The following is a 26,754-nucleotide window of genomic DNA, read 5'->3' as shown; positions in this document are numbered from 1 at the left end:
CCTAATCCGAGTGGGTTTCGGGGACTTTTGTGTCTGTTCGGGCTCGTCAACTCGCGACCAGCTTGACCACCTGGTCGTTGCCGTAATCGCTGACGTAGATGTTGCCCGCGCCGTCCACTGCCACACCGTGGGTGTAGTTGAGCTGGGGAACCGGCAGCACAACCTGTTTGGTCGCCCCCGCGTTCAATCTCACCACCCGACTGCCGTCGGTGACATAGAGGCTATTGGACTGGTCCACCGCTAAACCGGATGGATCCCTCAGGCTGGTGAACGGCAGTACGGTCTGGCTGGTTGATCCAGTCGCCAGCTTCAACACCCGGTTGTTGCCGGTATCGGCGACGTAGACGCTGCCGTCCTTGTCCACCGCCACACCCTTGGGACGTTCAAGGTCGCTGAACGGCAGCACCGTCTGGGTGGTCGACCCCGCGGCCAGTTGCACCACCCGGTCGTTGCCGGTGTCGACGACGTAGACACTCCCGTCTTTGCCCACCGCCAATCCTTCCGGGCGCTTCAGGCCGTTGAACGGCAGCACGGTCTGGCTGGTGGACCCCGCGGCCAGTTTCACCACGCGATCGTTGTCGGTGTCGCCGACGTAGACGCCACCGTCCTTGTCTACTGCCAAGCCGTACGGTTCCTTGAGGTTGATGAACGGCAGCACGGTCTGCCTGGTGGAGTCGGGCGGCAGCTTTACCACCCGGTCGTTTTCGATGTTGCTCACGTAGACGCTGCCAACCGCGTCCACCGCCACTCCCTCCGGCCCGGTCAAGCCGGTGAACGGCAGAATGGTGGCCCGATAAGCCGTCGGTGCGGGTTTCGTTGACCCGGGCAGTTGGCCGTGAGTGGCTGCGAGCCGCCAAACGACGATGCCGGCGGCCGCGAGCACCAGCACCACCATCACGGCGAGGGCCAGCGTCAGCAGCGCCGAGCGCTGCCACGTCGGCTCGGCGACCTCGTCGGCGTAGGACTCGGAGTAGAAGTCCTGGTGCGAATCCGCGTAGGGGTCCGCCTCGGGAACCTGCTCCGAAACGCATTGCGGTGGCCGCCGTTTGGCGGCCACCGCGGCGAAGTCGCTGGCCCGCCCAACCATCGTGGGCTGCTCTGCAACCGCGTCGGCCGAGAGCGCCTCGCGGGCTGCATGAGCGAGGTCGCCCGCGGTCGCGTACCGGTGCTGCGGATTCTTGGCCATGCCCCGCGCGATCACCGCGTCGAAGCGGGGTGAAACCGCTTGCGGACGAACCAGGCTCGGCTTGGGCGGCGCTGCGGTCAAGTGGGCCTTGATTACTTGGCCCACCGTCGTCGCAGCCGGGTAAGGGCGGTCGCCGGTCAGCAGTTCGGTCAGCACGCAGGCAAGCGAATACACGTCGGCCCGGGTGCTGGGCAGCGCGTTGTCGAAACGCTCCGGTGCGGTATACGCATACGAGCCAGCTGTCGGTCGCTGCGCGCACAATTCCGGGTCGGCGACGCCGAACCCCAGGAGGTAGGCGACGTCGTCGTCAGTGACGAGGATGTTCTCCGGTCGGACGTCCCGGTGGATCAACCGATGGGCACGGGCGGCATCTAGGGCTGCGGCAACCTGTCCGACGATCGCCACCGCCCGCTGCGGGCTCATCGGGCCGAACGTGGACAGCAGCGACCGCAGCGTCTCACCGCGTGTCAACGGTGTCGCGACGTAGCAGACACCGTCGATCTCACCCCAATCGTGAACGGGGATGAGATGCGGGTCAGTGGTCCGCGCGACGATGGCCAACTCGGTGACGAACCGCTGGCGATCGACGCCGGGCGGCAGCAGGGTAAGCGCGACCGTGCGGTTGTTGGCGGTGTCGAGGGCCTGGTAGAGCCGGCCTACGCCGGTCTGGGCGAGCAGTGCCCGAACCTCATAGCGCCCCAGTCGGGTTCCGACACGCCGGTCGTCAAGCTCGTCAGCCATCGCCTTGCCCGATCGCTTGCACGCAGTCTCGAGCGATGGCCAGTTCTTCGTTGGTCGGGATTACCAGCACGGTGACGGTCGAGTTGTCTGCGGAGATCCGCCGCGCCTCGGTGGCCGCGGCAGTATTGCGGTGCTCGTCGAGTTCGATGCCGAGGCCAGCCATCCCGGCCAGCGCATCGCGGCGCACCTGCGCGGCGTTTTCGCCGATGCCGGCGGTGAACGTCAGCACGTCGGTGCGGCCCAGCACCGCAAGGTACGCGCCGATGTATTTGCGCAGCCGGTGGATGAACACGTCATAGGCCAATTGTGCTGTATGGTCGCCTGATTCGATCATTTCGCGCAATCGTCGGAAGTCCTGTTCACCGGCAATACCCAGCACCCCGGAGCGGTGGTTGAGCATGGACTCGATGTCCTCGACGCTCATCTGCGCTGACCGGTACAGGTAGCTGATGATGCCGGGATCGATGTCACCGCTGCGGGTTCCCATCACCAGGCCCTCCATCGGGGTCAGTCCCATCGACGTCTCGACCGGCCTTCCAGCGGCGATCGCCGACGCCGACGATCCGTTACCCAAATGCAGCACAATCTGATTCAAACTATCCAGCGGTTTGCCCAGGAAAGCGGCGGCCTGCTCGCTGACGTACTGGTGCGACGTGCCGTGAAATCCGTAGCGGCGGATCCGCCACTTTTCCGCGACCTCCCGGTCGATGGCATACGTCGCGGCCGCCGCGGGCAGGTCGTGGAAAAACGCGGTGTCGAACACTGCGACATGCGGCACGTCGGGCAGCAGTCGGCGCGCCACTTCGATCCCTTGCACCGCGGGCGGGTTGTGCAGCGGCGCCAGCGGCGCGAGTTCCTTCACCTTGGCGATCAAGGCCTCGTCTATGACGGTGGGCCGGTAGAACGTCTTGCCTCCGTGCACCACCCGGTGGCCCACCGCGACCAGACCACAGTTGTCCAAGTCAATGCCGGCCTGCGCGAACCGGTCGAACGCCAAATGCAGTGCCGCCTCGTGGTCGGCGACCGGCGAGGAGCGCTCCCCGATCTGCTCGACGATGCCGTCTATCCGCGACTTGCCTGAATCAGGTTCGAGCAGGCGGTATTTCAGCGATGACGAACCGGAGTTGATCACCAGCACGACGGACTCAGTCATGGGTGCCCTGGGCTTGGATCGCAGTGATGGCGATGGTGTTGACGATGTCTTCGATCAGCGCGCCACGGGATAGGTCGTTGACGGGTCTGTTCAGGCCCTGCAGCACCGGGCCGATCGCGATCGCACCGGCGCTGCGCTGGACGGCCTTGTAGGTGTTGTTGCCGGTGTTGAGGTCGGGGAAGATCAGCACCGTCGCCCGGCCGGCCACGGGCGAGTCATGCATCTTGGTGGCCGCCACTGACGGGTCCACCGCGGCGTCGTATTGGATCGGTCCCTCGACCAGCAACTGCGGCGCCCGGCTTCGTACCAATCGTGTTGCGGTCCTGACCTTGTCGACATCGGCGCCAGCACCGGATTCGCCGGTGGAGTACGACAGCATCGCCACCCGGGGCTCGATTCCGAACTGCGCGGCGGTGCGGGCGGAGCTGATTGCAATGTCGGCGAGCTGCTCGGGCGTCGGATCGGGAACGATCGCGCAGTCGCCGTACGCCAGCACTCGATCCGGTAGGCACATCAGGAAAATACTCGACACCGTGGAGACACCTGGTGCGGTTCGGATGATTTCGAACGCCGGACGCACGGTGTGCGCGGTGGTGTGCGCAGCACCTGACACCATGCCGTCGACGATGCCGTTGTAGACCAGCATGGTGCCGAAATACGAGACGTCGCACATGATCTCCCGGGCGTGTTCCACGGTCACGCCTCTGCCCTTGCGCAATCGCGCATATTGGGCGGCGAACTGGTCGCACAACTCACTCGACGTCGGATCGATTACCGCGGCATCGTCGAGGTTGGCGCCGAGTTCGGCTGCTCGCGACCGGATTCGGTTCTCGTCACCGAGGATGGTCAGCTGGGCCACTTTGCGCTGGAGCACTCGCCCGGCCGCTTTGAGAATGCGGTCGTCGTCGCCTTCGGGCAGCACGATGTGCTTGCGATCCGCGCGCGCCCGCTCTCGCAGCTGGTAGGTGAACATCTGCGGTGTGGTGACCGTCGGAATCGGGATGGCCAGCTGCGCCAACAGGTCCGACACGTCGACGTGGCGTTCGACCAACGCCAGCGCGGTGTCGATCTTGCGCTGCGATCCCACGGTGACGCGGCCGCGCGCCGACGCCACGGCGCTGGCCGTGTCGAACGTGCCCAGCGTGGTGGCGATCATCGGCAGCCGCAACCGCAGCCCTGCCACCAACGCCGCGATCGACGGGTGCAGCTGGAACCCGCCGTTGAGGATCATGCACGACAGCGACGGAAACCCTTCGGCCGCATGGGCGCTGGCTACCGCCAGCACAACGTCGGAGCGGTCACCAGGCGTGATGACCGCAGCACCCTCGGAAAGCCGTTCCAGCACATGCTCGGCGATCATCCCGGCGACCACCACCCCCATCACTTCGCGTCCCATCAGCGCGGGATCACCGCTGACCAGGTTTCCGTTCACCGCCTGCTGCAGATCGGCCACCGTGGGCGCCACCAGCAACGGCTCGTCAGGCAGCGCATACGTCCGCGGGGTGAATCGGGCGAGCGCCTTGGCGACCGCGCGAAGTTGCGAGGGCTCACAGCGGTTCGCCACTACGGCCGCGGTGTGGGCGTGCTGCTCGGCCAGCTCGGCCAGACAGACCTCGACCAGGTGCGCGACGTCGTCGGCGCTGCGGCCTTTGGCCCGCACCACCAGCAGCACCGGTGCGCCGAGGTTGGCCGCGATGCGTGCGTTGACCGACAGCTCGGCGGGGCTGGTGACGTCGGTGTAGTCGCTGCCCACGACCATCACCGCGTCGCACTGGTCGGCCATCGCGTGGTAGCGCTCGACGATGTCGGCGATCGCGGCGTCGCCGTCGGCGTGCAGCTGCTGGTAGGTCACGCCGACACAGCGCTCGTATGGCAGGCCGGCGCTGGCATGTGTCAGCAGGAGCTCGAGGATGTAGTCGCGATCATCGACTCGCGGCGACCCGCCGCGCCCGGCTTCGCCGCGCTTGCGATCGCCGCGGCCCGACCGGACTATGGGCCGGAACACCCCGACCTTGGGGACGGTCGCGGTCAGTCGGTGCAGGACGCCCAGCGCGATCGTCGACTTGCCGGTGTCTCCCTCGGGCGCGGCGATGTAGATGCCAGACACATCAGGCCAGCCGCCGCAGCCTCGGTGCCAGGTCCTTTTCGAAGAGCTGCAGGAAGCGGCGCTGGTCGTGGCCCGGTGCGTGGAACACCAGGTGGTTGAGTCCCCATTCGACGTATTGGCCGACCTTCTCGACCGCCTCGTCGGGATCCGACGCGACGATCCAGCGTTTGGCGACCTGCTCGATCGGCAGCTCGTCGGCGGCCTTCTCCATCTCGATCGGGTCGTCGATGGAATGCTTCTGCTCGGCGGTCAGCGACAGCGGCGCCCAAAACCGGGTGTTCTCCAGCGCCAGCTTCGGGTCGGGGTCGTAGGAGATCTTGATCTCGATCATCTTGTCGATGTCGTCGACATTGCGATCGGCGGCCTTGGCCCCCTCCTGCACCGCCGGCATCAGCTTCTCGCGGTACAGCTCCTCGCCCTTGCCGGAGGTGCAGATGAACCCATCGCCGGCGCGTCCGGCGTATTTGGCCACGGCCGGGCCGCCGGCGGCGACGTAGATCGGCACTCCGCCCTCGGGCACGTCGTAGATCGAGGCGCCCTTGAGGTGGTAGAACTCGCCGTCGAAGTCGACGCGGTCGCCGCGCCACAGCTCGCGCATCAGCCGAACCGCCTCGCGCAACCGGGCGAACCGCTCCTTGAACTCCGGCCAGGCGCCCTCGTAGCCGGTGGCGATCTCATTCAACGCTTCGCCGGTGCCGACCCCCAGGAAGATCCGGCCCGGATAAAGGCAGCTCATGGTGGCGAAGGCCTGGGCGACGACCGCGGGGTTGTACCGGAAGGTCGGGGTGAGCACCGAGGTGCCCAACTGGATCTTCTTCGTGCGCTCGCCGACGGCGGTCATCCACGACAGCGAGAACGGGGCGTGCCCACCCTTGTGGCGCCACGGCTGGAAGTGGTCGCTGACGGTGGCGCTGTCCATGCCGTGGGCTTCGGCGGCGACTCCGAGTTCGACGAGTTCGCGCGGCCCGAATTGTTCTGCCGACGCTTTGTATCCCAGTTTCAGTTCAGCCACCAGTCTTTTCTACTCCCTGTTTTTGGCGGGCGACCCGCTGCGCCCGGCTTCGCCGAGCTTGCGATCGCCATACTGGTCGGGCGGGCGACCCGCTGCGCCCGGCTTCGCCGAGCTTGCGATCGCCATACTGGTCGGGCGGGCGACCCGCTGCGCCCGGCTTCGCCGAGCTTGCGATCGCCATACTGGTCGGGCGGGCGACCCGCTGCGCCCGGCTTCGCCGAGCTTGCGATCGCCCGGTGCCTAAACTCGCGGGCATGGCACCGGTGCTCACAAATGTCACCGACATCGTGCACCTCGCCCAGGGGGAAGCGGTCAACTGGCTGATCGTCCGCGACGACAGCGGGGTCATGCTGATCGATTCCGGCTACCCCGGTGACCGCGACGACGTGCTGGCCTCGCTGCGCCAGCTTGGCCACCAGCCGGGCGACGTGACGGCGATCTTGCTGACGCACGCCCACATCGACCACTTGGGCTCGGCCATCTGGTTCGCCAAAGAGCACGGCACCCCGGTGTATTGCCACCCCGACGAGGTCGGGCACGCCAAGCGTGAGTATCTGCAACAAGCCTCCCCGGTGGACGTCGCCTTGCGGATCTGGCGACCCCGGTGGGCGGTGTGGGGTGCGCATGTGGTGCGCAACGGCGGTCTGATCCGCGACGGCATCCCGACCACACAACCGTTGACCACCGACATCGCCGCCCAGCTGCCCGGCCACCCGATGGCCATCCCCACCCCGGGGCACACCAGCGGGCACTGCTCGTATGTGGTCGACGGTGTGCTGGCCAGCGGCGACGCCCTGGTCACCGGGCATCCGCTGCTGCGCCGCAGCGGTCCGCAACTCCTGCCCGCGGTGTTCAGCCACAGCCAGAACGACTGTGTCCGCAGCCTTGCCGCGCTGGCGCTGCTGGAGACCGAGATCCTGGCGCCCGGCCACGGCGACCTGTGGCGTGGCCCGATCCAGGAAGCCACCGGGAAGGCCGCGGCGCTGGCCCGCTAGTGACCCGAACCCGCACCGCCCGGCACATTCGCGCTGACCGCGCGACGATTTTTCACGCGCTGGTCTCGGCGGACGCCATCGCCAATTGGCGGGTGCGGACGGGATGACGGCCGTGGTGCACAGGTTCGAGCCCCGCGTCGGCGGTGCGTTTCGCGTCTCGCTGACATACAACTCGGCGGACCAGCCGGGCAAGACCGCCGGACCGACCGACACCTATCACGGCCGTTTCGTCGAACTGGTGCCCAACGAGCGGGTGGTCGAAGAGCTCGAATTCGAAACCGCGGACCCTGCGCTGCGCGGCGTTGATGCAGATGACGACAACGCTCGTGGGGCAGCTGACGGCACGGACGTGGTCGTGCTGCACGACGGCTTGCCGCCAGGAGTTTCAGCTGCGGACAACGAGCTCGGTACCCGGATGGCGCTCGACAAGCTCGCCGCGCTCGTGGAGTCGATCGGTACCCGTTAAGCGCCGATCAATACGTCACAATTCGATCACGCTTACTGTCACGATTTGTTAAGTATCGAGCGCGTACTCTAAGAAAATCGCCCTGAGTTACGGCAAAACTCGCGCTTTTGCCGGTAACGCTTGTCCAGCAGCGGTTTTCGTTGCCGTCAGCGACCGGTAGCCGCCGAGTGTCTCGCGTACGTTGGCTGTCGGGTCGGGGGATCTGTGACCGAATGTGCAACGTAAAGGAACAAGCAAGCATGAAACCCAGTGGTATGACCATGCGCAGCCAAGCCGTCGGCATCGCTGCGACCGCCTGTGTACTCGGGGGTCTGGCGGCGACCACCATGGCGGCACCGAGCGCCTCTGCTGCGCCCGACTGCAGCCCGGCCGCGGTGAACAACACCGTCAGCTCCTCGACGGATCAAGCGCGCCAATACCTCGACGCGCATCCGGACGCCAACGCGGCGGTGACATCAGCGTTCAGTCAGCCGCGTCCCCAGGCGGCGGCCAACCTGCGTAGCTACTTCACCGCCCACCCGCAGGAGTACTACGACCTGCGGGGCATCTTGGCGCCGATCGGTGACACGGAGCGCCAGTGCAACACCACCGCATTGTCGCCCGACCTGCAGTCGGCCTACAACGAATTCATGGCCGGCTAACCGGCGCCAACCCGAGATGATCGCGCAGGGTGGTGCCGCTGTATTCGGTACGGAACACGCCGCGTTCCTGCAACAGCGGCACCACCTTGTCGACGAATTCGTCTAGCCCGTGCGGCGTCGACAGGTTCTCGGCCTCGGCGACCTCGCCCAGCACGAACGTGGCAGCCAGAAAAACCTTGAGCGCGTTAGGGTCTCGTCCGCATGACGCGGCCCGGCGCCTGACGTCGAAGTAGTAGCGCTGGGCGTCGTCTAGCGTCGAGTGCAACGTGAACACCGCGTCGGCGTAACGAGCGCCGATCGCGTGGCCCGAGCGCGACGCCCAGTTGCAGCGGCGCGCTCACGGCAGCCACTTTTCGAACGCGATGGGTTCAAACGGCCCCCAGGACGGCAGCGGCTCGTCGAGGCGGGTGTAGCCGCTGGCTTCATAGAGAGCCTCGGCCTCCGGCTGCCGATTGCCGGTGATCAGGTACACCCGCCGGTATCCGCGCGCAGCGGTCTCGTCCTCGAGCGCCGCCAGCAGCGCCTTGGCGTAACCGCGGCGGCGATGCGCGCGATCGGTCCAGATCCGCTTGAATTCGACGGTCTGAGCGTCGTAGCGGCGAAACGCCCCACCGGTGACCGGCATGTCGTCGACCACGCCGATCACCAAACCGCCGTCGGGCGGCGCCAACTCGCCGGACGGAACCCGCAGCCACGTCAGGTGGGTTTGCGGCGTGCCGCCATAGCGCTGAGCGTATTCGACGGCCAGCTCGGCCAGCAGCGGCTGCGCCAGCGGATCATCTTGGCCGGCCGACACGAACCGCAGTCGGCCCGCCGCGGTGGACTGCAGCGGTTGGGACATCACTCAACTGTCTAACGCCTACCGGCCGCGCGCATTCCGAGCTTGCCCCACACGCACCGCGGTGACATACGAGCTCGCGACCGGCGCGTCGGCCCGCTGGCCGCGCCACAGGCCGGGCAGACCGGTGATGCCGCACACGTCGGCCAGCGTGGTGTCGACCGTCTCCCAGCCGTGGCCGGCCAGGTACTCGGCGACGTCGTTGTGCTCGCCCGGGAAGGTCAGCTTGCTCATGTCGATGCCCAGGCCGTGTTGTCGCCATCGGGCAGCCAGGGCAGGGTCGTAGCCGGCCTGCGCCTGGCTTGCGCCGTGGTCGGCGGCGAACCGGCTGCCGGCGGCGCTGAGCGCAGTGATGTTGTCGAGCAGGCGATCCTGGGCGTCGGGCGGTAGCAATCCGATCAGCAACCCTTCGGCGATCCACGCACTGGGCCGGCTGGCGTCGAAACCGACTCGCCGCAGCGCCGCGGGCCAGTCCTGGCGCAGATCGACGCCCACCGCGCGGCGGTTGGCCGTCGGCGCGGCGCCGAGTGAGCGCAGGGTCTGGGTCTTGAACTCGATCACGTCCGGCTTGTCGAGTTCGTACACCGTGGTGCCGGGCGGCCACCACAGCCGATAGGGGCGGGCATCGAGCCCGGAGGCCAGAATCACCACTTGGCCGATGCCCGCGATCCCGGCATCGGCGCAAAAACCGTCGAAGAAACGGGTGCGCACGGCCAACAGGTCGGTCATCGTCCCGAACACGAAATCGTCGCCGAGGTCGGCTATGTCGAGCTCGCCGTCCGCTAGCCGGGTGAAGAAGTCGATCCCGACGGCACGGACCAACGGGTCGGCGAACGGATCGCTGATCAGTCCGCGCTTGGTCGCCACCGCGCGGGCTGTCGCCGCCAGGGTCGCCGTGGCTTCGACGCTGGTGGGGTTCCACGTGTCGTCGTCAGTGCGCGCCATCTCGCTCCCGTCACGCGTCGGAGTGGCGCCGCACCACCGCGGCCGCGGCCCGCCACCCCAGCAGCAGCACCGCGGTGACCGCTGCGGCCACCGCGACAAAGCTGGCGGCCACACCGGCCCCGGTAACTTTGCGCAACAGCATGCCGACCGCCACCGTGCACAGCCACACGACGACCCCCGTCGGGGCCAGTGCGGTCGGGCGTCGCCAGGCCCGCGAGATCAGCCAGCCCACGACCGTTCCAGTCAGAAACGGCCACGCCGTCGTCGCGACGCCTGCCAGGTCGAGCCCTTCGTCGTGGCTGCGGCGGCCGAGCGCGCAGAACACCAGCACGCAGCCGACATCGAAGCCCAGCCACGGCGCACGTTGCATGCCGTGACAGTACCTGCCACCTTGATCTCGCGAGCATGACGAATGTAGCTTCGGCACGAATGAATGCCGATTCACCCAGATGCCGATGACCGCCAAACTCGCCCTCGTGACGGGCGCAGGCTCGGGTATCGGCAAGGCGATCGCGTTGGGATTCGCCGCTCAAGGCGATCGCGTCGTCGCCGCCGACATCGACGAAGCGGCCGCCGAGGCTACTGCCAAGGAGCAGCCGGACCTGATCACCGCGCTGCCGGTCGACGTCGCCGACCGTAAGAAGGTGGACGTGTTGCGTGACCGGACACGGGCCGAAGTCGGGGTGCCCAATGTCGTGGTCAATGCCGCGGGGTGGGATCGCATGCTTCAATTCATCGAAGCCACAACAGAATTCGCCGAGAAAGTAGTCGCTATCAACTACCTGGGGCCGGTGCACGTGTGCAGCGCGTTCCTGCCGGGAATGATCGAGGCCGGCGGCGGTGGGCGGGTAATCAACCTCGCCAGCGACGCCGGCCGGGTGGGCAGCGCGGGCGAAACCATCTACGCCGGCGCCAAGGGCGGGGTGATTGCGCTGACCAAGTCGCTGGCCCGCGAGATGGCGCGTCACCAGATCACCGTGAATTGCGTGTGCCCGGGCCCGACTGACACTCCGCTGTTCGCGGCGATGCCCGAGAACCTGAGAGAGGCGCTGATCAAGGCGATCCCGTTTCGGCGGCTGGCGCGCCCGGACGAGGTGGCGGCGCCGGTGCTGTTCTTCGCCTCCGATGCGGCGTCGTTCATTACCGGGCAGGTCCTGAGCGTCAGCGGCGGACTTACGATGGCCGGGTGACTAGCTTCGACCCCATCGACCCGCTCAGCCTGGACGCGTCGCTGTCCAGCGACGAGATCGCGGTGCGCGACACCGTCCGACAGTTCTGCGCCGAGCACGTCGCTCCGCATGTCTCCGACTGGTTCGAGATCGGCGACCTGCCAGTGCGCGACCTGGCGAAAGGCTTCGGCGAGCTGGGCCTGCTCGGCATGCACTTGCACGGGTACGGGTGCGGGGGCGCGTCGGCGGTGCACTACGGGCTGGCCTGCCTGGAGCTGGAAGCCGCCGACTCCGGTATCCGCTCTTTGGTGTCGGTGCAAGGATCGCTGGCCATGTTCGCGATCTGGAACTACGGGTCCGAAGAACAAAAACAGCAGTGGCTGCCCGGGATGGCGGCCGGTGAACTGGTCGGCTGCTTCGGGTTGACCGAACCCGACGTCGGATCCGACCCGGCGGCGATGAAAACGCGCGCGCGGCAAGACGGTTCGGACTGGGTGCTCAACGGGCGCAAGATGTGGATCACCAACGGCACGGTCGCCGACGTGGCGATCGTCTGGGCCGGCACCGACGACGGCATCCGCGGCTTCATCGTCCCCGCCAATACCCCGGGCTTCAAAGCCAACACGATTCACCACAAGCTGTCGCTGCGGGCGTCGATCACCAGCGAATTGGTGCTCGACGACGTGCGGCTGCCTCAAGAATCATTGCTGCCCAAGGCGACTGGGCTTCGCGGGCCGTTGGCATGCCTGTCAGAGGCGCGCTACGGGATCGTGTGGGGAGCGATGGGCGCGGCGCGCTCCGCCTGGCAGGCGGCGCTCGATTATGCCACTCAGCGCACGCAGTTTGGCCGGCCGATCGCCGGATTCCAGCTGACCCAAGCCAAACTCGTCGACATGGCCGTCGAACTGCACAAGGGCCAGTTGTTGGCGCTGCATCTGGGCCGGCTCAAAGACAGCGCCGGGTTGCGGCCCGAGCAGGTGAGCTTTGGCAAGCTCAACAACACCCGCGAGGCTATCGAGATCTGCCGCACGGCCCGAACCATTCTGGGGGGCAATGGGATATCGCTGGAGTATCCGGTGATCCGGCACATGGTCAACCTGGAGTCGGTACTCACCTACGAAGGCACGCCAGAGATGCACCAGCTGGTACTGGGCCAGGCCTTCACGGGTCTGGACGCCTTCCGATGACACTGACCTACACCGCCGAGCATCACCAGTTCCGGGAACTGGTGCGGGATTTCGTGCAGCAGATTGTGCTTCCCGCCCACGAGAACTGGGAACACGCCGGGTGTTGGGACCGATCGCTGTTCACCGAGGCCGGAAAGCTCGGCCTGCTGGGCTTCCCGGTGTCCGAGGAGTTCGGCGGCCCGGGCGTCGACGACTTCCGCTACCACGTGATCCTCATCGAGGGGCTGCAGCGGGTCGGTGCGGCGGCCGAGGCTGTCGCATTCTCGCTACAGAACGACATAGTGCTGCCGTACCTGACTGAGCTGACCACGGCCGAGCAGAAACAGCGGTGGCTGCCCGGTGTGGTGACCGGTGAGACGGTGCTGGGCATCACGATGACCGAGCCGGGCGTCGGCAGCGATCTGGCGGGAATCCGCACGACGGCGGTCCGCGAGGGCGACCACTACGTGGTCAACGGTGCGAAGACCTTTGTCTCCCACGGTCAAAACGGTGACCTGTTCGTCGTGGCGGTACGCACCTCGCCCGACCGGCACAAGGGGCTGTCGCTGCTGGTCATCGACGCCAACACACCGGGTTTCAGCCGTGGCCGCAATCTGCAAAAAATTGGGCTGCACGCCCAGGACACCAGCGAGCTGACCTTCACCGACATGCGCGTACCCGTTGAGAACCTGCTCGGCGAAGAGGGCCGGGGCTTTTACCAGTTGATGGAAAATCTTCCGCAGGAGCGGCTTTCGTTGGCGGTAGGTGCGGTCGCGGCGGCGGAGGGAGTGCTGGCCCAGACGCTAGACTACGTCCGGCAGCGGCGAGCTTTCGGCACGCCGATCGCCAGTTTCCAAAACACCCAATTCGTGCTCGCCGAGCTGGCCACCGAACTCGACGTCGCTCGAACGTATCTCGACGATTGCATCGCCGAGCACCTGGCCGGCGAGCTGACCGCCGCGCGGGCAGCCCGGCTGAAGTGGTGGACAACCGAGCTGCAGGTTCGCACCGCCGACCGCTGCCTGCAATTGCACGGCGGCTACGGCTACATGCGCGAATACCCGGTGGCGCGGGCTTTCGTCGATGCCCGCATCCAGACCATCTACGGCGGCACCACCGAGATCATGAAGACCATCATCGCCAAGGATCTGGGCCTGTAGATGGCCACCGATTACGCTGACCTTGCGGTCGAGGAGGCGGTGCGCACAGCCAGGGGGTGAAGGAGGATCTGCTGCTGCTGGCCACGATCGTGCGGATCGAGGACGCGTTTCGTGAGCAGCTAGCCCCCGGTCATGGCGGCCGCCGGCGAGGATCCCGTCGAGCAGTTGGCCACCGGTATCCGTCCCCTAGATCGAGATCGTTGACGAGAACCTGGACGCGGTGGTGCTGACCTACCGGGGAAGCTTCACCTGGATGCCGCCGGGCGCGCCCAGACCAAGGAGTTGGAAATCGTCACCGCAGCACCGCTGCGCCCAGCGATCGAGGCCTGCATCGCCGCCGCCGTTCCGCGACATCGACGTGGATCTGGCGGTGTTCGAGATCATGCTGCTCGCACATGGATGGGCGTTAAAGCACAGGCATTTCCGGCCGATCTACACCCTCGACGAGTACGTCTGGTCGCAGACCCGCCATGTGCTGGGCGCGTATCGCCAAATGACCGGCGCGCAGGCTACCCGCAACTATTCGACGAGACCCACAGACAGCACGGCCGCCGACAAGGATCAGCACCGTTACGCATCGTCACCGAGCAGCAGCGAACGAACCAGCCGACGGGGTCCGAAGGGACGGAGCATCTCGCTGGCTGGGCGCGGCCGCACCCGGTGCGGCCACCAGAACCAGCGCCCGAGCAGCGACGCGATCGACGGAGTCATCAGCGAGCGCACCACCAGGGTATCGAACAGCAGGCCCAGGCCCATCGTGCTGCCGGCCTGACCGATCGAGCGCACGTCGCTGGCGACCATGGACATCATGGTGAAGGCGAATACCAGGCCCGCCGCGGTGACGACCTGCCCTGTTTCGCCCACCGAGCGGATAATGCCGGTCTTTAATCCAGCGCCTATTTCCTCCTGGAACCGCGAGACCAGCAGCAGGTTGTAGTCCGATCCGACTGCCAGCAGAATGATCAACCCGAACAGGGGGGCGATCCAGTTGAGATCCACGCCCAACAAGTATTGCCAGACCAGAACCGACAGGCCGAAGGCAGCGCCCAGCGATAGCAGCACCGTGCCGACGATTGCCACAGAGGCAACCAGAGCCCGGGTGATCATCACCATCACGACGAATATCAGGGTCACGGCGGCTATTGCCACGATCAGGAGGTCGTAGTGTGAGCCGGACTGGATATCGCGGTAGATGGCGGCGGTCCCGGTGAGGTAAAACCGGGCGCCGGTTAGCTTTGTTCCCTTCACCGCTTGGTGCGCGGCGGTCAGTTCCGGCATGACCGCAGAAATACCCGCTGGGGTTGCCGGGTCGGTGTCGTGGGTGATGATGAAGCGCGCGGCGGTGCCGTCAGGTGACAGAAAAAGTTTCAGACCGCGCTGAAAGTCGGGGTTGTCGAACGCCTCCGGTGGCAGGTAGAAATCGTCGCCACTCCTGGAGGCGTCGAAGGCCTCGCCCATTGCGCTGGCAGTGTCTGTCATCCGCGACATTTGGGTGACGAGGCCGGAGAAGCTGCTGTGCATGGTCAGCAAGCTGCCCCGCATGGATTTCGCGACGGCGATGATGGGCGGGAACTGTCGCATCATCTGCGGCAGCACGGTGTCGATGTTGTTCACGTCCTTCAGCAGCGCTTTCATGTCGTCGCTGAATTTGTCGACCCCGTCGATCGCCTCGAACACCGACCGCGACGCCCAGCAGACCGGAATGTCATAGCAGTGCGGCTCCCAGTAGAGATAGCTGCGCAACGGCCGCGCGAAATCGTCGAAATCCGCCAGATGATCCCGCATCTCGTCAAGCGTGGCCTTCATCTCCTGCATGTCGCCGAGCATGTGATGAGTCGTGTTGCTCATCTGGCCCATTAGGCTGTACATGCGTTCCATCGACGCGATCATGGTGCCGAGATCGTTGCTCATTGTGAGCATGTCGCTCATCCGGTCTCTCATGAACTGCAGATTCTCGCGTATCGGAATCGATTGAGCACTGATTTGGAAAGGTATTGACGTGTGCTCGATGGGCCCACCCAGCGGACGGGTGATGCTTTGCACCATCGCGATTCCCGGTGCACGAAAGATATCCTTGGAAAGCCTGTCTAAGATGATCATGTCGCCGCTATTGCGCCTTTCGACCATGAGGATGTCGGGATTCATCGTGGCAGCGTTGAAATGACGCCCTGCAGCCGCATATCCGACAGCCGAGGCCAGATGCTGGGGGATGTAGAACCGATCGCTGTAGCTGACCTTCATGCTCGGCATGATGAGGATCCCGACGAGGGCGACGGCCAGCGAGGCGGCAAGCACCGGCTCGGGCCAGCGCACGGCAGCGGTGCCGATGCGCCGCCAGCCGCGAGTCTTGGTCAGCCGCTTGGGTTCCAGCAGGCCGAAGCGGCTGGCCACGGTGACCACGGCGGGCGCCGCGGTCAGTGCGCCCGCGATAACCACGAGCAGGCCCAATGCCGATGGAATACCTAACATCTTGTTATACGACAGCCGCGCCAGGTACAGGCAAAAAGTGGCACCTGCGATCGTCAGTCCCGAGCCCAGGATGACGTGGTAGGTGCCGCGAAACATGCTGTAGTAGGCCCTTTCCCGGTCTTCGCCGGCTTGGCGCGCCTCGTGGTAACGCCCGATCAGGAATATCGCGTAGTCAGTTCCCGCCGCAATGGCCAGCGACGAGAGCATCGCGACGACGAAGGTCGAAAATCCGAGTAGGTCGTAGTGTCCGAGAAGCGCGACGAGCCCCCTGGCCGTGCCCATCTCGAAGCCGACCATGACGAGAACGAGCAGCACCGTGCTGATGGAGCGGTAGGTGATGAAGAGCATGGTCATGATGACCACGCCGGTGACGCCCATCATTTTGAACATGCTTTTGTCGGCAGCTTCGTTCATGTCCGTTGTCAGCGGCGCCGGGCCGGTGACGTAGACTTTGACGCCTTCCGGCGGTGCTGACCGGTCGACGATGTCGCGTACCGCTTTGACGGACTCGTTACCCAGGGTGCTGCCTTGGTTGCCGGCCAAATTGAGTTGGACATAAGCGGCTTTGCCGTCTCGGCTCTGGACGCCGGCGGCGGTGAGTGGGTCTCCCCACACGTTGTGGACGTGCTGCACGTGTTTGTGATCGCTCTGCAGCTCTTTTACCAAACCGTCGTAATAGCGGTGCGCCTGCTCGCCGAGTTCGTTGTCGCTTTCCAGGACAACCATCGCGATACTGTCGGAATCCGACTCGTGAAACTTCGCGCCGATGCGTCGCGCGGCAATCTCTGCCGGGGCATCTTTGGGCGACGCGGTCACCGCATGCTTTCTCGCGACCGATTCGATCGGCGGCACAAGCACATTCAGGGCCACGGTCAGGAGCAGCCAGGCGAGGATGATCGGCACTGCGAACGTGCGGACCGCTCGCATGAGTCTCGGTCGCGGGTTCTCGTTGCCGCTCATGCGACTTTCACCAGGCAGGAGGTTTGGGCGTGGTGTCCGGCCGAGGATTGCTCGTCTTTGACCTCACCGTCCACCGTGATGCGGCACCCGATGTTGTCGCTGTTGCCCTGCGCGACCACGTTCGCCATTACCGCCGGCACCGTCGTCGTCAGCGTGTAAATCCAAGGCAGGCCAACGAAGTTCGCCTGTTCCGGCTGGACATTTTTGTTCAAGTAGGTCACGGTCCCGGTTGTTTCAGTGGGCCCGTACACCTCGTAGGTCACCCGCTTGACATGAGACGGCACCAGTGGCTCGGCGCTGCTTTCGGTCGCCGAAAAGATTTGGTCTGCGCCGAAAAAACCGCGGAGTCGCACGACGGCGACACCACCGAGGACAACCGCCACCACAACGACCAGCGGTACCCAAACTCGCTTGAAAAATCCGGGCATCGAACGTTTCCCTTCGCTGACGCCTCGGCCCAGTCGCGTAGTAGTTTCAGACCCCTACCGCTGCGGACAAAAGGGCCGTCGGCCTTACCGGCTAGAAGTTGCGAGTAGCAATTGGGCCTCTTCAGGCCGCAGATCCGGCATCGCACGGCACGGCACATCAGCGACGCTGCGCACCAGGCGTCGACGGTGGCCCCTGGTGGGGGCGTTGCAGGGCGGCGAATTCGGGCGCCGACGCCACAGTCACCACGGCGTCGAGCAGCGCGCGCCCGTCGTCTCGAGTGGGAAGCGCCGTCAGCACTGGCCCGAAAAATCCCCTGCCCTCGACTGCCATGATCGGACTACCGCCACTGCCGCCAAGCGCATCCTGACTGCGTTGATGAGCCGCCTTCACGGCGTCATCCCACGTCGGGTCATCGAGCGCGCCGACCAGCGCCGGACTGCGGCCCGACTCCGCCAGCGCCTCCTTGACCATGGCGTCAGTCCAGTCCGCGTGGCTGTGGTGCATGCGGGCGCTCAACGCTTCGTAGAGCTTGCCGAAGGCGCTGGGCGCATCTTCGTCTGTCGCGGCGACGCAAACTCTGCCTACCCGACGGGACCACTCCAGTTTGATACGCTGCGCCGGCGCTACGTCGCGACCGTCGTTGAGCACCGCCAGCTCATCTGCCGCAGTGCGACACGGCGACCGGTGCCGCTGACTGCATCCAGCAACCAACGCGATGTTACCCAGGCAAATGGGCATATCGGGTCGACGTAGAGATCGATCGACGTCATCGCATTTCCTCGGCAAGCGTGCTTATCGCGGCCTGCAGTTGCCCTGTCGCTTGTTCGGCGACGGACCACAACCCCGGGTTCTCGACGAACTGGACCATCAGCTGGGTGTTCATTGCCTCGATCACGTAACGTTCCATCGATTCCCCCAGCTTGTCTTTGCGGGTCGCCTGCACGTCAATCTCAGTCAGGGCTCCGACGCCGTTGTCCTTCAACACTTCTCGGGTTCTTTCCATTTTACCGAAGTCGGTTGTGCCGGTGGACGCACTTGTAACGGTGACCATGATTTTTTCCCCTCTCCTGGTTTTGGTTGCATGCGGAACGTCAGTAAATGGCGTGGCGAGGGCTGTCCCACGTTGCGGTCGCTGCCACCTCCTCGCCGGGCATATGCTGCTCTAATGTGCCCACTATACCCGCCGGGGTATCGTCTGGGTTGCGACCGGCATCGGCACCCGCCGAACGCACTGATACCGCCGAGCTATCGCCCGGGAAACCTGACATAAATTAAGTGACCGCGTGTCGTTTAGTTCGGCGGCTTCCAGGACAGGCTATAGCTCAAGTGAGACAGCAACTTTCGCTGATCGCCGGAACTGGCGTTCGGTTCCGCTGCCGCGGGGCTGAATGGCTTATCCCCGCGGCTGCCGGAGTCCTCGAGAAGCTGGTTCACCTCAGCCTCACAGCCCATCGTCGACTGCGGTTCGAAGCGTCAAGGTTGTTATACCTTCGCTTTGTCACTCAGCGCGCTGATCGCGGCCTGGAGTTTCGCCGCGGCTTGGTCGGCAATATCCTGAAGCCCGGGCTGGTCAGCCACCCGAACCATAATCTGCGGGTCCATCGCCTCGACCAGGATGGTGTCGCCCGCGTCGGCGGCATCGGTTCGCACCACCACGTTGCACGGCAACAACTGCCCGATCTGCCGATCCACATCCAGCGCGCGATGCGCCAGCGCCGGATTGCAGGCACCGAGTATCAGGTAGTTCTCCATGTCCTCCCCGAGCTTCTGTTTCAGCGTGGCTTTGACGTCGATCGTGGTCAGCACGCCGAAACCCTGATCGGCCAGCGCTCTAGTGATCTGCTCGACCGCCTCCTCGAACGAGGTGTGCAGCGTGGCGGTCAGTCGTGTTTCCATTGCTTGTCCTTCCTCCAATTTCGAATACCGCATCAATTGCGATCCCTCACCGAGGATTACGCCAGCGCCAGGAACAACTTTTCAAGTTCGGCCTCCGTCAGTGTGGGCGGGCCGGCTTTCCTGCTGCCCGCGATGCACTGCCGGAGACCTGATGCGACGATCTTGAACCCAGCCCGGTCGAGGGCACGCGACACCGCCGCAAGCTGCGTCACGACCTCCTTGCAATCACGGCCCTGCTCGATCATCGCGATCACCCCGGCCAGTTGCCCATGAGCGCGTCGCAGCCGATTAAGCACCGCGGCAATGCTTTCCTCATCGCTATCGATCATTTTGTCCTCCAAAATCCAGTCGGCATCGCCAATAGTACCCCCGGGGGTATGGTGACGTCACTGAGCGCCGTCTGATCCGGCCAGCATCGCTGGAATACCCCCGCGGGTATTGGTATTCTACTGGTCATGAGTGATCACACTTGCTACCAGGACGTACTCAACGACCTCCATCCCCAACACCGCGCGCTGCGCAAGATCATCCCTGACGTCTACCAGGGCTTCGCCGAGATGAGCAACGGCGCGCTGACTCCGAGAGCATTGGACAGGAAAACCAAAGAGCTCATCGCGATGGCCATCGGTGTCGTAGCCGGCTGCGACGGGTGCATCGCCTCGCACGCCCAAGGGGCCGCGCGCGCTGGGGCATCCAAGGAAGAAGCGGCCGAAGCCATTGGTGTCACGTTTCTCATGCACGGTGGGCCGGCCACAATTTACGGCGCCCGCGCCTACGACGCGTTCTGCGAATTCGCCGACGCGAAGGCGGGACCGGGCTCACCCGAGTGAGCAGCTTCAGCAAGACCGGAAGACCGAAAACTGCGAGTCCCCCGACCTTGATCACTTCATGCGGCGTTCGGCCGCTGAACGTTAGCGTTTAGGTCCGGAACGCGCGAAGCTGCGGCAGCAGGTCCCTTGCAGCCCATTCGACCCTGTCGAGGGTGGCGGTTCGCCCATCGGCGCATGTTCACGGTAAAATGCGCTGTCTTAGCCGTTGCCGCACTTGTCGCAGATCGCTAACATCTGTAACCCCCCGATGTCTGGGGCCGATGACCGGGGTATCGGATTTCCGAGTCGGCCGCGCCGACGAACGTCGCAGTGACCCCGCGGATTAACGGGAAGCGCGAAATGCTCCACACAACCACTAGCCCCGGAGATTGATTTGGTTTTGCCGCCGCGGCGGGCGGATTGCCTTCTATCGCAAGCGACTCACCTAACTACTGTGCGGCATGGGTTGCGGGTTTGTCATCGAGCGTGAATCCCCAAGAGCTGTTGGCCTCGGCAAGTTCGAAACCTTCAGTGCCGGCTTCGCCGGACTGCCCCGAGGCGCCAAACGTTCCGGAGTCGGCGATGTAGGCGTGTCCGAGCTTTTCCGCCCCGGGCAGCGTTCCCGGCGGGAAGTTGTTGTCGATGGAGGCAAGCGCGGCTTCGAACATCTTCTGGTGAGCGATCTCGCGGGTCATCAGGAAGGTCAAGGTGTCCTTGACGCCGTTGTCATCGGTGAGTTTGATCAGCCGCTCGTAGACAAGCTTGGCGCGAGCCTCAGCGGCAATATCGGAACGCAGGTCGGCCGTAGGTTCGCCGATGGTGTCGACATAGGCGGCGGTGAACGGTGTGCCCTCGGAGTCGGTCAGACGCGCCCCTCCACCGCCCAGGACGTTGGTTCCGCTGTTGAGCGCGAAAGCGGCGTGGTCGGGCAGTTTGCCGTCGAGCAACTCACCGAGGTAGCTGCCCTCGACCTGGTCCACCAACTCGGAGGGAGACCCCTTGAGCAGCAACGACAGCATCTGAGCGACCATCTCCAGATGAGATAGTTCCTCGGTGGCGATGTCGAGCAACATGCTGCGGCGCGGACCGTCGTTCTCGTTCCAACCTTGGAGGAAGTAGCGCAGCGCCGCGGCGAGTTCCCCGTTGGGTCCACCGAACTGCTCAAGCAGCATCTTGGCGAACTCCGGATTCGGCTCATCGGCGTGAACCGTATACATCATTTTCTTGTTGTGCAGAAACACCGGCTTAATCCCTTTCACCCAGCGACTATGGAAACGGAGCAGGGCTTATTGGCTCGGCGAAGCCCTCTCCCCGGACCCTCATTCCCGCGAAGGATCATCGCCAAACTCGCACGCACACCTGATACTCGGGGGTCTCTGGTAGGTGACGCAGGTTGACTCCGTGGTGGACACTCTGGCCAGTGGCCGCCGCGCCGAGGCGCTGCGCGATGTGTGCCGCACGGAGCCTTGCTGACCGGATACATTGTTTGCCAACGCATTCGGCTTGGTGAACGACAGGGGCCAGTGGACTATCTCCGTTTAAACGCCCGGGCATGTGCATGGGTGACACACCGGGGCACCGCGGTGGTGATGGTTTCGGCGGTATGGAGGATCTCAGGCTCAACGCCATCCAATAGGCGGTGCGCGACGTTCCGGCTCACCTCCCAACCGACATGGCCGACGCGGCGGCGATTCCCCATCCCAGCGCCGTAGTGGCGCCATGACAGATCAGCTTTTTGATGACACTTTCGATTCCAGCGACCATGGCGCTGCCCCAAATAACCAGTGCCACACCTTCTTGACCCCGACTCACACTCGCCGTAGCCGACCGCATCGGCCGCGACGTCGCTGACGCGCTGGCGCCACGAATCCCGGAAATGCGCAGCTTCACGTGGCTGGCGCGAGCCGCCTGAACGACGACCGCGCTACTCAGGGCTGCATCTGGATGTGCGTTTGCCCGTCCGTGTAGGTGACGGTGCCGTGCTGGAAGGTCTGCTGCCAGCCGCCGGGAATCTCCTGCTGGTCGGCGGTCGGGTAACCCAGCGGGCCGGCCGGGCCGCCGTAGTCGTTCCTCCAGAGGTCGCGGATGGCGCCCAGCACGACATGCGCACCGGTCTGCGGAGTCCAGTAGATTCCGCCGCCCTCGAACTTGCTGTAGCGGCCACCGCCCGGGCCGGGTTGCTCGTTGCTGATCGGCGACCCCAGCGGGCTGTTCGACGCGCCCACTTCGTTGTATTTCTGCAGGATCGCGCCCTGCAGGAGGAACTTGCCGGACGTGGCTGCGAACCACTGGGTGGTGACGCCGGCCGCGCTGGTCGGACCGGTCGGGTCTGGAGCGCTCGAGCAGCCGGCGGCAACGATTCCCGCGATCGCCATCACAACCGCCAGGCGGCTGACAATCATCTGGGCTTCTCCTGTGCGTCGACGGCTCGAGTGCTGCGCGCGGCGGTGCGCCGCCCCCCGGGCAAGCGGTCGACGAAGCGGCCCAGGCGCGCGACGGTGTTGTCGAGCGGGTCCACGATGTCGGTGAGGCGTTGCAAGGTGGGCAGAATCTGCGCCACCGACTGTATTTCGGACGTAAGACGTTCGGCCTGGGTGTCGATGCCCTGCGCGGCTTTGGTCAGGCCGGTGATTTCTCGGGCGATCTCGGCGGAATTGCGGTCGATTCCCTTCGCGCTTTTGCTCAGGTCGGCGAGATTCTCTGCGATGTACTGGGCTGAGCGGCGCAGCTCGGCGATATCGTCGAGGGCTCGATCGGCGCGGTCGATCAGGCGCCAGCGCAATGACACGGCGCAGCGTCACCTGCGCCGAGTGCGCTGTCCAGGCGACCACCGACCGTGGGTCGGTCAGCGCGAGCTGCATGGATCCAGTGCCCTGGGCCATCGCGGTGTCTCCGTTCGAAGTCAATAGAACGCGACCGTAGCATTTCCGCGCGGATCAATACAACGGTGCCGTAAAATTGCGGACATGCCCGTGCAGGAGCGCCCGCGCCGCAAATACGCACCGCGGCTCTCACGCGAGGCGCGCCGCGCGCAACTGCTGGATGCCGCGCTGGACGTGCTGGCCGGTTGTGAGCTGCACGAGCTCGCCATGGAGACCGTCGCCGCCGCGGCCGGCATCGCAAAACCCGTGGTGTACACCGTCTTTCGGACGAAAACGGAGTTGGTCGCAGACCTCTTGGCCCGCGAACACCAGCGCGGCATCGCCCAGATCGCCGCGGCGATGCCGACCGATCTGACGACACTGGGGCCGGCCGGCGCCTACGCCGCGTCCATCACGGCGTTTCTGCAATCCGTGCTGGCCAACCCGACGCGCTGGCGACTGATCCTGACCGCACCAGACAGCGCCCCCCGCGCCTACCGCGACTCGCTGCGCGTCACCCGCTCAGCGATCTTGGCGCAGGCCGAAGACCTGGCACGCGCCGCGACCGCGCTGATGCCGCAACTCGCCGGGGTCGATCCGCATTTGCTGGCCCACACGCTGCTGTCATTCGCCGAGATGCTGGGACGGCTCGCGGTGCGCCATCCCGAGACCTATCCGCGTGAGCGGCTGGAGAACTTCGTCGCGATGTTGACCGGGTCGCTGACACCGAAGGCCTCTACCACGTAGCCGGTACCAGAGGTACGCCACGACACAGCGGTGTCGTCAAGTGCCGACGCCCCAGTGAAATACGCGAAAGATCACCCGGGCGGGCGCGGGCTGCGCTCGTTGAGCAGGTCGATGACTTGTGCGGCGAGTTGCTCGATGTCGGCGTTGGTGGTATCGAGCACAAGGTCGGGGTGATCGGGCGGCTCGTACGGCGCATCCACACCGGTCAGACCGGCGAGCTGGCCGCTGCGCGCCCGCGCGTACAGACCTTTGGGGTCGCGCTTTTCGCATTCCGTCAGCGGCGTGGCGACATAGACCTCGATGAAGGGCAGCTTGGCGGCGTCGTTGAGGGCGCGGGCGATCTCGCGGTCAGACTTGAGCGGAGAGACCAGTGACGCCAGCGCGACCACGCCGGCGTCGGCCAGCAGTCTCGTCAAATGCCCGACCCGCCTGATGTTTTCAGCACGGTCGCCCGGTGAGAAGCCCAGGTCGTCGGACAGGCCGTGGCGCAGGTTGTCGCCGTCTAGCAGGTAGGCCACCCGTCCGGATTCGACCAGCGCGCGCTCCACTGCTACCGCGATGGTCGACTTGCCCGATGCGGGCAGTCCGGTGAACCAGATCGTCGCGCCTGGCTGTCCAGTGGCGCGCCAGCGGTAGGTGCGGTCCAACGCCGATGGGTGCCAGCGGATGTCGGTGCGCGGATGTGCGCCCGGCTTGATCTCCCGTGCCTCCAGGATGGTGCCCGCGCCGACGGTGTCGTTGGTGGACTCGTCGATCAAGATGAACGCGCCGGTATCCCGGTTGTCGGCGTAGGCGTCGGCAACGACGACCGAGCTGGTCCGCAGTGTGACGGTGCCGATGTCGTTGAGCGCCAACTCAACCGGTCCGTCGAGCTCGTCCAGCGTCTCCGGGTCCACCCGGGAGTGCAGCGCCTGCACAGTTGCCCGCACGGTCTTGGTGGTCTGCTTGAGAGCCAGCCGGTCGCCGGCTCTCAGCGGGGTGTCGACGAACCAGCAGACCGTCGCATCGAGCTCTCGGGCCAGCACCGGGGGCACTGCGTCGTCGACTGCGCTGATCAGCACGTCACCGCGACCCACGTCGATGTCATCGGCCAGCTCGATCGAAACCGACAGCGGCGCAACGGCTGTCGTGCGGTCGTCGTCGAGGGTGTCCAGCGCGGTCACGGTCGAACGGGTGCCGGCGGGCAGCGACACCACCGGATCGCCCACGCTGAGCGTGCCGGCCGCGAGCCGGCCCGTGTAGCGGCGGCGGACCTCAACGGTGGGTCGCGAAACCCACTGGACGGGCAGCCGCAGCCGTGACGCCTCGGCCTGCGGGGCGGCCAACTCGACGCTCTCCAGGTATTCCAGCAGTGTGGGTCCGCCGTACCACGGTGTGTTCCCGGAGCGGTGCACGACGTTGTCACCGAGCTTGGCCGCGATCGGGATCACCGTGATCTCCACGTCGCCGAGGCGGGCCGCCATCTGGCGCAGCTCGTCCTCCACCTCGGTGAACCGCACCTGGTCGAAGTCGACGAGGTCCATCTTGTTCACCGCCGCGACAAGGCTCTTGATGCCCACCAGGTTCGCGATCCAGGCGTGCCGGCGGGTCTGGCGCAGCACCCCGGCGCGGGCGTCGACCAACAAGATCGCCACGTGCGCGTTGGATGCGCCGGTGAACATGTTGCGGGTGTAGCGCTCGTGACCGGGCGTGTCGGCCAGGATGTAGCTGCGCGTGTCGGTGGAAAAGAACCGGTACGCGACGTCGATCGTGATGCCCTGTTCGCGTTCGGCGCGCAGGCCATCGGACAGCGCGGCCAGGTCGGCGACGCCGTCGTCGCCGGTGACGGCCGCCAAGTGATCCAGCGGCAGGCTGTCGGTGTCGTGCAGCAGCCGCCCGATCAGGGTGCTCTTGCCGTCGTCCACCGAGCCGGCAGTGGCGATGCGCAGTAACTGGCGCGTTATTCCCTTGGGCGGCAGGGTTTTTTCAGCGCCTGTCATCAGAAGTAGCCCTCGCGCTTACGGTCTTCCATCGCGGCGGCGGAAGTGCGGTCGTCGGCGCGGGTTTCACCGCGCTCAGACACCGTCGCGGCTGCGATCTCGGCGATGACCCCGTCGATGTCGGTGGCGCGTGAGCGCACCGCACCGGTGATGGTCAGGTCGCCGACGGTGCGGTAGCGCACCCACTCCACCGCGGAGCTCTCCCCGGGTCCCGGCTTGGCGTACTCGGACACCGCCAGCAGGATGCCGTCGCGTTCGAATACCTCACGTTCGTGGGCGTAGTAGATGGATGGCAGCTCGAGGTCTTCCAGCTGGATGTAGCGCCACACGTCGAGCTCAGTCCAGTTGCTCAGCGGGAACACCCGCACCTGCTCGCCCTTCTTGATCCGGCCGTTGTAGAGCGACCACGGCTCCGGGCGCTGCGCACGAGGATCCCACTGGCCGAACTCGTCGCGGAAGCTCAGGATCCGCTCCTTGGCGCGAGCGCGCTCCTCGTCGCGGCGGGCACCGCCGAAGGCCGCGTCGAAGCCGCCGGCTTCCAGCGCGTCGAGCAGGGTGCGGGTCTGCGCCCGGTTGCGCGAGGCTCCGGGTCCGGGGTCTGGCACGCGGCCGCTGTCGATGGATTCCTGCACCGAGGCGACGATGAGCTTGTGCCCATGGCCGGTGACCCTGCGGTCGCGGAACTCGATCACCTCGGGAAAGTTATGGCCGGTGTCGACATGCATGACCGGGAACGGCAGTGGCAGCGGGCGAAATGCCTTCTCCGCCAAGCGAAGTAACGTAATCGAGTCTTTGCCGGCTGAAAACAGGAGCACCGGCCGCTCCAGCTCGGCGACGACCTCGCGGATGATGTGCACCGCTTCGGCTTCCAAAAGCCGCAGTTCGCCGACGCGCCGCGCGTCCGTCGGCGCGGTTGAGAGGACCGCTGGCTGGCTGTTCGGCATCAAGAAAGACTAACCAAAGCGAAATACCAGCGCAGAAATGGCTTACGTTCACGGTGAGCAAAACTCTGTCTTGGGTATACG

The 26,754-nt window shown here is 65.5% G+C and carries 26 protein-coding genes and 2 pseudogenes; 9 read left to right on the top strand and 19 right to left on the bottom strand.

All coding sequences use genetic code 11. The features are described 5' to 3' along the window. Positions 1–46 precede the first annotated feature (46 nt). The 4 genes from G6N15_RS10850 to fgd are packed head-to-tail and all read right to left on the bottom strand — an operon-like array spanning position 47 to position 6,199. Entirely contained in the window at positions 47–1,927 is a 1,881-nt protein-coding gene (locus tag G6N15_RS10850) for a serine/threonine-protein kinase PknD (RefSeq protein ID WP_083089931.1), read from the bottom strand. After that, on the bottom strand, positions 1,920–3,080 hold the full coding sequence (locus G6N15_RS10845; protein ID WP_083089932.1) for an acetate kinase: 1,161 nt from the start codon (positions 3,078–3,080) through the stop codon (positions 1,920–1,922). Before G6N15_RS10845 ends, G6N15_RS10850 begins: the two co-directional genes overlap by 8 nt. Continuing rightward, positions 3,073–5,187, bottom strand: coding sequence for a phosphate acetyltransferase (gene pta / locus G6N15_RS10840; protein WP_083089933.1), 2,115 nt, complete (start codon positions 5,185–5,187; stop codon positions 3,073–3,075). The genes G6N15_RS10845 and pta overlap by 8 nt, the downstream gene beginning before the upstream one ends. A 1-nt stretch (position 5,188) precedes the next feature. Beyond that, positions 5,189–6,199, bottom strand: coding sequence for a glucose-6-phosphate dehydrogenase (coenzyme-F420) (fgd, locus tag G6N15_RS10835; RefSeq protein ID WP_083089934.1), 1,011 nt, complete (start codon positions 6,197–6,199; stop codon positions 5,189–5,191). 254 nt (positions 6,200–6,453) lie between these two features. On the opposite strand from fgd, the gene G6N15_RS10825 reads away from it, so the two are divergent. From G6N15_RS10825 to G6N15_RS10815, 3 genes are all read left to right on the top strand, one after another. Beyond that, a complete protein-coding gene (locus G6N15_RS10825) occupies positions 6,454–7,194 on the top strand; it encodes an MBL fold metallo-hydrolase (protein WP_083089935.1) in 741 nt (246 codons plus the stop codon). Positions 7,195–7,297: 103 nt separating this feature from the next. After that, positions 7,298–7,660: an SRPBCC domain-containing protein gene (locus G6N15_RS10820; protein WP_197910686.1), complete on the top strand. Its 363-nt coding sequence runs from the start codon at positions 7,298–7,300 to the stop codon at positions 7,658–7,660. 239 nt (positions 7,661–7,899) lie between these two features. Beyond that, a complete protein-coding gene (locus tag G6N15_RS10815) occupies positions 7,900–8,301 on the top strand; it encodes a heme-binding protein (protein ID WP_083089936.1) in 402 nt (133 codons plus the stop codon). On the opposite strand, the pseudogene G6N15_RS10810 reads toward G6N15_RS10815, so the two are convergent. The 4 genes and pseudogenes from G6N15_RS10810 to G6N15_RS10795 form a co-directional block, all read right to left on the bottom strand. Beyond that, a pseudogene (locus tag G6N15_RS10810) lies at positions 8,288–8,617 on the bottom strand (LLM class flavin-dependent oxidoreductase); the annotation flags it as partial. The gene G6N15_RS10815 and the pseudogene G6N15_RS10810 sit on opposite strands and share 14 nt — an antisense overlap. Before the next feature lie 21 nt (positions 8,618–8,638). Further along, on the bottom strand, positions 8,639–9,142 hold the full coding sequence (locus tag G6N15_RS10805) for a GNAT family N-acetyltransferase (protein ID WP_083089937.1): 504 nt from the start codon (positions 9,140–9,142) through the stop codon (positions 8,639–8,641). 18 nt (positions 9,143–9,160) lie between these two features. After that, positions 9,161–10,084 (bottom strand): SAM-dependent methyltransferase, encoded by a 924-nt coding sequence (locus tag G6N15_RS10800; RefSeq protein WP_083089938.1) that lies wholly within the window; start codon positions 10,082–10,084, stop codon positions 9,161–9,163. Between the two features lie 10 nt (positions 10,085–10,094). Next, on the bottom strand, positions 10,095–10,454 hold the full coding sequence (locus tag G6N15_RS10795; RefSeq protein WP_083089939.1) for a DUF3054 domain-containing protein: 360 nt from the start codon (positions 10,452–10,454) through the stop codon (positions 10,095–10,097). Positions 10,455–10,539: 85 nt separating this feature from the next. Here G6N15_RS10795 and G6N15_RS10790 point away from each other — a divergent pair, with 85 nt between their 5' ends. The 4 genes and pseudogenes from G6N15_RS10790 to G6N15_RS23210 form a co-directional block, all read left to right on the top strand. Next, positions 10,540–11,274 (top strand): SDR family NAD(P)-dependent oxidoreductase, encoded by a 735-nt coding sequence (locus tag G6N15_RS10790; RefSeq protein ID WP_083089942.1) that lies wholly within the window; start codon positions 10,540–10,542, stop codon positions 11,272–11,274. Continuing rightward, entirely contained in the window at positions 11,271–12,440 is a 1,170-nt protein-coding gene (locus tag G6N15_RS10785) for an acyl-CoA dehydrogenase (protein WP_083089940.1), read from the top strand. Before G6N15_RS10790 ends, G6N15_RS10785 begins: the two co-directional genes overlap by 4 nt. After that, a complete protein-coding gene (locus G6N15_RS10780) occupies positions 12,437–13,579 on the top strand; it encodes an acyl-CoA dehydrogenase family protein (RefSeq protein WP_083089941.1) in 1,143 nt (380 codons plus the stop codon). The genes G6N15_RS10785 and G6N15_RS10780 overlap by 4 nt, the downstream gene beginning before the upstream one ends. Positions 13,580–13,632: 53 nt before the next feature. Beyond that, positions 13,633–14,107 (top strand): annotated as a pseudogene (locus G6N15_RS23210) (TetR/AcrR family transcriptional regulator); the annotation flags it as partial. A gap of 42 nt (positions 14,108–14,149) precedes the next feature. On the opposite strand, the gene G6N15_RS10775 reads toward G6N15_RS23210, so the two are convergent. The 6 genes from G6N15_RS10775 to G6N15_RS10750 form a co-directional block, all read right to left on the bottom strand. Continuing rightward, a complete protein-coding gene (locus G6N15_RS10775) occupies positions 14,150–17,008 on the bottom strand; it encodes an MMPL/RND family transporter (protein WP_163748028.1) in 2,859 nt (952 codons plus the stop codon). Continuing rightward, the gene (locus tag G6N15_RS10770; protein WP_083089725.1) at positions 17,005–17,436 is read right to left on the bottom strand and encodes an MmpS family transport accessory protein; all 432 of its coding nucleotides are present in this window, start codon (positions 17,434–17,436) and stop codon (positions 17,005–17,007) included. Before G6N15_RS10770 ends, G6N15_RS10775 begins: the two co-directional genes overlap by 4 nt. A gap of 157 nt (positions 17,437–17,593) precedes the next feature. Then, a complete protein-coding gene (locus G6N15_RS10765; RefSeq protein WP_308203558.1) occupies positions 17,594–18,085 on the bottom strand; it encodes a mycothiol-dependent nitroreductase Rv2466c family protein in 492 nt (163 codons plus the stop codon). 118 nt (positions 18,086–18,203) lie between these two features. Further along, positions 18,204–18,488, bottom strand: coding sequence for a hypothetical protein (locus tag G6N15_RS10760; protein WP_083089726.1), 285 nt, complete (start codon positions 18,486–18,488; stop codon positions 18,204–18,206). A 431-nt stretch (positions 18,489–18,919) separates the two neighbouring features. Continuing rightward, positions 18,920–19,333 (bottom strand): DUF302 domain-containing protein, encoded by a 414-nt coding sequence (locus G6N15_RS10755; RefSeq protein ID WP_083089727.1) that lies wholly within the window; start codon positions 19,331–19,333, stop codon positions 18,920–18,922. A gap of 56 nt (positions 19,334–19,389) precedes the next feature. Next, positions 19,390–19,662: a metal-sensitive transcriptional regulator gene (locus G6N15_RS10750; protein WP_083089728.1), complete on the bottom strand. Its 273-nt coding sequence runs from the start codon at positions 19,660–19,662 to the stop codon at positions 19,390–19,392. Positions 19,663–19,788: 126 nt separating this feature from the next. Here G6N15_RS10750 and G6N15_RS10745 point away from each other — a divergent pair, with 126 nt between their 5' ends. Continuing rightward, positions 19,789–20,163: a carboxymuconolactone decarboxylase family protein gene (locus G6N15_RS10745; RefSeq protein ID WP_083089729.1), complete on the top strand. Its 375-nt coding sequence runs from the start codon at positions 19,789–19,791 to the stop codon at positions 20,161–20,163. A 428-nt stretch (positions 20,164–20,591) separates the two neighbouring features. On the opposite strand, the gene G6N15_RS10740 is transcribed toward G6N15_RS10745, so the two are convergent. The 3 genes from G6N15_RS10740 to G6N15_RS10730 form a co-directional block, all read right to left on the bottom strand. Then, positions 20,592–21,401, bottom strand: coding sequence for a manganese catalase family protein (locus tag G6N15_RS10740; RefSeq protein ID WP_197910685.1), 810 nt, complete (start codon positions 21,399–21,401; stop codon positions 20,592–20,594). Positions 21,402–22,070: 669 nt separating this feature from the next. Continuing rightward, positions 22,071–22,544, bottom strand: a complete 474-nt coding sequence (locus tag G6N15_RS10735; protein ID WP_232070395.1) for an LGFP repeat-containing protein — start codon at positions 22,542–22,544, stop codon at positions 22,071–22,073. Next, positions 22,541–22,930 (bottom strand): hypothetical protein, encoded by a 390-nt coding sequence (locus G6N15_RS10730; protein WP_232070394.1) that lies wholly within the window; start codon positions 22,928–22,930, stop codon positions 22,541–22,543. The genes G6N15_RS10735 and G6N15_RS10730 overlap by 4 nt, the downstream gene beginning before the upstream one ends. Positions 22,931–23,108: 178 nt before the next feature. On the opposite strand from G6N15_RS10730, the gene G6N15_RS10725 reads away from it, so the two are divergent. Then, the gene (locus G6N15_RS10725; protein WP_083089730.1) at positions 23,109–23,750 is read left to right on the top strand and encodes a TetR/AcrR family transcriptional regulator; all 642 of its coding nucleotides are present in this window, start codon (positions 23,109–23,111) and stop codon (positions 23,748–23,750) included. 71 nt (positions 23,751–23,821) lie between these two features. Here the strand turns inward: G6N15_RS10725 and cysC are convergent, their stop codons facing one another. Together cysC and cysD are read right to left on the bottom strand one after the other, a co-directional pair. Next, positions 23,822–25,729: an adenylyl-sulfate kinase gene (gene cysC, locus G6N15_RS10720; RefSeq protein ID WP_083089731.1), complete on the bottom strand. Its 1,908-nt coding sequence runs from the start codon at positions 25,727–25,729 to the stop codon at positions 23,822–23,824. Next, positions 25,729–26,673: a sulfate adenylyltransferase subunit CysD gene (cysD, locus tag G6N15_RS10715; RefSeq protein WP_083089732.1), complete on the bottom strand. Its 945-nt coding sequence runs from the start codon at positions 26,671–26,673 to the stop codon at positions 25,729–25,731. Before cysD ends, cysC begins: the two co-directional genes overlap by 1 nt. Positions 26,674–26,754 lie beyond the last annotated feature (81 nt).

It is taken from the genome of Mycobacterium noviomagense (assembly GCF_010731635.1).
In the GTDB taxonomy this organism is placed as follows: Bacteria; Actinomycetota; Actinomycetes; order Mycobacteriales; family Mycobacteriaceae; genus Mycobacterium; species Mycobacterium noviomagense.
Note: the sequence above shows the minus strand (reverse complement) of the source record. Positions and strands in the feature narration are given on the sequence as shown.